Annotated in this window: 5 protein-coding genes and 1 pseudogene; 3 read left to right on the top strand and 3 right to left on the bottom strand. The window is 65.8% G+C overall.

Going from position 1 to position 5,241, the window contains the following annotated elements; translation table 11 throughout:
• Nucleotides 1-53 precede the first annotated feature (53 nt).
• Nucleotides 54-200 (top strand): IS3 family transposase, encoded by a 147-nt coding sequence (locus tag FVA95_RS34105; RefSeq protein ID WP_370460886.1) that lies wholly within the window; start codon nucleotides 54-56, stop codon nucleotides 198-200.
• Nucleotides 201-303: 103 nt separating this feature from the next.
• On the opposite strand, the gene FVA95_RS27315 is transcribed toward FVA95_RS34105, so the two are convergent.
• The 3 genes from FVA95_RS27315 to FVA95_RS27305 form a co-directional block, all read right to left on the bottom strand.
• A complete protein-coding gene (locus FVA95_RS27315; protein ID WP_240051768.1) occupies nucleotides 304-1,359 on the bottom strand; it encodes a polyprenyl synthetase family protein in 1,056 nt (351 codons plus the stop codon).
• Between the two features lie 1,598 nt (nucleotides 1,360-2,957).
• Nucleotides 2,958-3,524 carry a L,D-transpeptidase gene (locus FVA95_RS27310; protein ID WP_149666684.1) on the bottom strand — a complete coding sequence of 189 codons (567 nt, stop codon included), beginning with the start codon at nucleotides 3,522-3,524 and terminating at the stop codon, nucleotides 2,958-2,960.
• 149 nt (nucleotides 3,525-3,673) lie between these two features.
• Nucleotides 3,674-4,054, bottom strand: coding sequence for a hypothetical protein (locus FVA95_RS27305; RefSeq protein ID WP_161992493.1), 381 nt, complete (start codon nucleotides 4,052-4,054; stop codon nucleotides 3,674-3,676).
• On the opposite strand from FVA95_RS27305, the gene FVA95_RS27300 reads away from it, so the two are divergent.
• Both FVA95_RS27300 and FVA95_RS27295 read left to right on the top strand, forming a co-directional pair.
• A complete protein-coding gene (locus tag FVA95_RS27300) occupies nucleotides 4,053-4,364 on the top strand; it encodes a hypothetical protein (RefSeq protein ID WP_149666682.1) in 312 nt (103 codons plus the stop codon). The two genes, FVA95_RS27305 and FVA95_RS27300, sit on opposite strands and share 2 nt — an antisense overlap.
• 192 nt (nucleotides 4,365-4,556) lie before the next feature.
• A pseudogene (locus FVA95_RS27295) lies at nucleotides 4,557-4,817 on the top strand (integrase core domain-containing protein); the annotation flags it as partial.
• Nucleotides 4,818-5,241: the final 424 nt, after the last annotated feature.

Genomic DNA, 5,241 nt, shown 5'->3' with positions numbered 1-5,241 from the left:
CCCGCCCCGCCGCAGCGACACGACCCGACTCCCACGGCCGGTCACGCCCTCACCTGCACTCCATTTCCGGAAGAGCCGCCAATGCGATATTCGAGTGGATAGAGTGCTGGTACAACCCGATCAGGCGCCACTCCAGCATCGGGATGCTCAGCCCAGCCGACTACGAAACAGCCCACACCCCACCACACCAAGATCACTGACCCCACACCGTCAGTGTCCGGCGCAGGGGGCCAAGCTCATCAGTCGTGCGATGGAGGCCAGAGTGAGGTCCTCATGGGCACACCCTGGGGCTCACTAAGGTTGTTAGTGGTCGCGGTGGGTGATGAATTGGGCAAGAGTGGTCAGCTTGGCTACCGCTGCGGGGGCCAAGCCATCGCAGTGCAGGGCAGCCAAGGCGGCGGTAAGGTGCTGTTCGGCCTGCTGGTGTGCCCAGGCGCGGCCACCGGCCGAGTCCACCAGCCCCGCGGCCACGGGAAGCTCGTGCTCGTCTAGGGGGGCAGCTCTCTGGTCTAGGGGGGCAGCTCTCTGATAGAGGCGGGCCAGGTCGTGGGCGGCGGGGCCCTGGGAGGTCAGTGCGGCCACCACTGGCAGGGATCTCTTGCGGGAGCGCAGATCGGAGCGTTCCGGTTTGCCGGTGCGATCGGCCGGTCCCCAGATCCCCAGCAGATCATCGACCAGTTGGAACGCCAGCCCTAAATGCTGACCCACCACCCGCAGTCGCCCGGCCCATGCGGGATCGGCGCCACCGGCCAGGGCACCCAACGCGCAGGCCACCCCGATCAACGCACCGGTCTTGGCCTCAGCCACCGCTACCGCCTCGGCCATCGTGACTTCGGGGTGGTCGGGCAGGACGCTGTCGACGTACTCGCCAGCCACCAGGGACTGACCGGCTTCGTTGAGCCAAGCCCCTCCCACACTGCCTACCAGGGGCGGTGCGTTGGCCAGGAGGTGGTTAGCCAGGAAGAACAGCGCGTCCCCGGCTAGGATCGCCGCCGGGATCCCGAACGTCGCCCACACCGTGGGCCGGTGTCGACGCAGCACGTCGCCGTCGATGATGTCGTCGTGGATCAGGGAGGCGTTGTGTACCAACTCCACTGCCAGGGCCACCTCGATCGCCTGCCGCGCCGAACCCCCAACCGCTTGACAGGCCAGCACGGCCAGCGTCGCCCGTACCATCTTGCCCCCGACCACGATGGTGCTCGCCGCGTCATCGGTGTCGCGCCACCCGAAGTGATACTCCACCAAATCCCGTGTGGATACCGGCAACCCCGCCACCGCCGCCTGTAACGCCGGGGCAATCAACTCCTGGGTCTCACCCAAAACCTGACGCGCGTCGTACACCGCCGTGCTCGAGTCCATAACCATTCCCCGTTACCAGCTGTTGGTAGTTAGATCGCCACGTTGAGTGCCCATCCGCGTTGAGCGGCAGTCCTCCGCCGAACAAGCGCAGAGTGTGTCATGACAAACGGTGCAGTAGCCGCTTCCGTAGCGCCGGCCGTATCCGCACTTGACGGCATCTGCGAGTGGCACACTGGAGACATTATCTCGGATGTACTCAACCGGGTAAGCGCCAGACCTTTCTATTAAAGCGGCAGGCCCCACGCATTGCCTAGGACCACTGGTCGGATGTTCAGATACCGTCGCAACGATCCACTGGGGATCGTCAGCTGCACTTTGATTATAGCTACTGAGTGCACCCGCATCGCCGAGTCTGCTATAGTAAATTTCTTCAGTGTACTCGATGCAATTCAGGGGGGATCCTCTGAGTTTCAGAGTAGCTTGAATGGAGCCAGTGATCCTGTGTCGGGCCACCTTCATCCCATTCCGTGTTAATTTCACCGCGTAGTTAATTTCACCGCGTAGGCGAAGTAGTTGTTTCCGGCCAGTCGCTTAAGGCACTTGCCCCAGCAGTCCGACACGTGGTCAGCGAGCTGTACCTCGATCTTGCCGGTGATGGTCCAGTCGCTCCGTGTGTAGAGCCCGAGGATGTCCTTATTCGGCCCATCTGTCGTGCAGCACCTCAGGGGTGGTTTCTGTGCCCGGTTGACTTCTGTAGTGGGACGTTACCTGGAAGCATCAGGTAGCAGCGCCTGGCGGCCTTGAGATCTCGCGCGTAGCCATCATTGACAATAAACTCACCAGGAAGTTCCTGGTAGTCGCCGGAGTCATACTTCACGAAGAGTGCAGAGTGGCTACCTCGGCGAGATTTAACGTCAGCAGTGATGCCCGGCCTGGTCCTCGGCAATCTCAGAAAGGAGGGTCTCAATGAGCTTCTGATTATCGGTTGATCTCGCCGGATTGGCTCGACTCAAAGAAATTGGCTTCGTAACTGGCAACACGGCATGCGCCTCCCCTGCGTATGTGCCCACAATTCCTGTGGCCCTGTTGCAGGGTGGCTTGAGTAAGCCATAAGGCACAAGGCCTACAGAAAGACCGATTCATGGCTCTTTCCTAAACGTGCCGTGAACACCACGATCCCGACCCTGCACCGCGTAGCCAGCCCATCCATCCCATCCAGCTCTCGCTCGGCGCCAACCTCGTAGCCGACATCGCCGGACTGGTCGGATCACGACGCGCTGACGATGCGGCCGCACGGGCCCCGGCGCAGGTGTGGAAGCGCCACTTGGCCCGGGCCCGACGACACCACGACAGTGTAGCTGACCAGCAGAAACCGCGAGAGAGACGCGACGAGACGCCCGCTACCCCGGTCAGCAACGACGACCGCGCCACCTGACCGGACCGGGCCGCTCCGGTGGCTGATTCGAATCCTCCGACAGCGCGGCTCGAGGCGATCGGACGACTCGACGCGGTCGATGACGCGGCGCCCACTCAGCCATTGCCCGTCGTCGCCGCAGCGGCGTCGGGACAGGGACACAACTGGCCGGCACCTCCGCGAGGCTGCCGGTAGCCGGTGCCCAGGACGTAACATTCCGGCCCAGAGCGCCACGTCCCGGCAGTTAGCGAGCCGCGGCGCCGTCGCGTGCTTGCTGCTCGGCCGAGGCGCGGACGACCTGAACCTTGTCGTCCTCGACGAGATCATTGAAGAAAGCTTCGGCTTCGGGCAGGTCGAACTTGACGCAACCCGCCGAGGCCCGCGCCCGATCGTCGCCGTGGAAGGCGACACCGCCATCGGCGAAAAAGACAGAGTAGGGCATTGGGGCGGGGTTGCCGTCGGGGCCGGTGAATTCACCGCTGACGTGGTCCTTGTTCTTGCGGTACACCCGGAACGAGTGTCCCAGCGGCGTCTCCTGGCCCGCGCCGCCGGATGTGATCGGCACCGGGCCGCGGATCACCTTGCCCTCGCGGACGAGCCAGGCGCGCTGCGAGTCCAGATCGACACAGGCCCGGGCTGAGACCGAGCACGGCGTACCGGGCACGACCGCCTCGGCATGTGCCTGGGCCGCCACGTCGTTGCGCTCGACGTCGGCAAGCGCGGTTCCGGCGAGCCCGATGCTGGCGGCCGCGACGAGCGCGGCCACGACGATCCGGCTGCGGCGGGATCGTCGCGCTGTCGGCTTCGGCATCTGTTGCTCCTGTTCGTGGCTGTCCTCGCCACCCACTCGGGGGAACGAGAATGGGCATCATCCGTAACGTAGGACGCCCAAGTCAGGGACTGTCCGGTCTTGGGTGTAACTGGTCCGACACGCCGAGCGCAGCTCGGCGGGAGGAGCTGTCATGCCCGGACAGTCCCGGAGACGGTGCCGTCGTCTTCTTCGTCGCAGAGCCAGGTCTTGATGTCGGGCATGGTGTGTCCGGCGTCGGCGCACGCATCGAGGGTCGGGAAGTTCCCGGCCTTCTCGTAGTCGATCCCGAGAGCCGCCGCGGCAATCCCGGGGGCTGCCGTCGCGGTGGAACCCAGGACACACAGTGCTGTGAGGGCCGTGAGTGCTGCCGCGGCCGCCCCGCCCCGCGGCCCAGCCTCGTCGCCCGCTCTGCCGCTGCCGCTGCCGGTGGGGCTGTCGTGGTCGGGGTCGGTGTTGTCGCCATACGGGTCACTGAACTGCCGTCGCATGTCTGAATTCTTGTCGGTGTCCGGTCCTATGGTGCCGGCCATGAGCGATGAGGACATGACGTTCGGGGGCGGAGGGCGCCCGTTGGCGACTGCCCGGGATCGACAGGCCGAGGAGCTGCGGCTGCTGCTGCGCAGCAACGGCTTCTCCGAGTTCGGTGAGCAGGAGGCAGGATTCGTGGTCGAGGATCCGGGGGAGGGGCCGCTGCTCCTGGCTCACGCCGGCGACCACGATGACGGCGAGGATCTCGATCTGCGCTATCACGAGGTGCTGCGAATGGTTGGCTACCTGGTGGAGCCGGATGCGACCGGTGAGGGCGACGGCTGGCAGGTCTGGCCGGCGAGCGCCGGTTGATCACAGCTCCGGTCGTCGCCCCTGGACGACGTCTGGTGGGGCCCGCTCGGTGCCCATGTTGGTCCGGGGCCGACCGGGCCTGTAAGCCGATCTGTGCAGTCCCGGCTCCCGCACCGTCAACGTCGCGAACCAACGGCCAGCTGAAACGGTGCCCCTGGACTGCCGGGCCCGGTCAGCCGAGGCGGGTCGTCCACCGACCGAGCGCGCGCCTCCGGGTTGGTGCTGTCGATGGGCAGTATCGCGGACTGTTTCGACAACGCCGTGATCGAGTCGTCCTGGTCGTGGATGCAGGTCGAGCTGCTCAACCGGCGGCGGTGGAAGACCCGCATCGAGCTGGCCAACGCGATCTTCGAGTACCTTGAGATCTGGCACAACCGGCGCCGCCGACACAGCGCCCTGGGCTGGCTCTCACCGCTAGAGTGCGAGACGCAGAGCAAGATCGTCGTGGTCTAGAGAATCCAGCCACCTGACTCCGCTGAACTCGGGGCATCCCAGATGCCTCCACCGAAGCCGGGGCGGTTCTACAACCCGCGCCGGATCCAGGCCCGCCTCGGAGGGCTCTCACCAGACGCGTTATCGCTGGTTGAGGCCGGGGCTGATCATCGACGGCCCCCAGACCCGGCGCCCGGGTACGGCGATGCACCATCGGCGCCCGGCAGTGGGTCGGGGAACGTGCCGAAAGGCAGGCCCCCGGTTACCGCGTCGATCATCCTGTGCAGGGCCTCCCCGTCGCGATGTAGTCCGGTCGTCCCGCGCGGCTGACCAGCCATCCCAGCCGACGCGCCTGGTCAGCCCGGTGCAGCGCCCAGGTCCCGTCCGGGCCGCGTACTGCGCACGAGTGCCACGGGGTCATCCACGTGTCGTCGGCCGGGACCAG

Origin of the sequence: Pseudonocardia sp. EV170527-09 (assembly GCF_008369905.1) — a bacterium.
GTDB lineage: Bacteria > Actinomycetota > Actinomycetes > Mycobacteriales > Pseudonocardiaceae > Pseudonocardia.
Note: the sequence above shows the minus strand (reverse complement) of the source record. Positions and strands in the feature narration are given on the sequence as shown.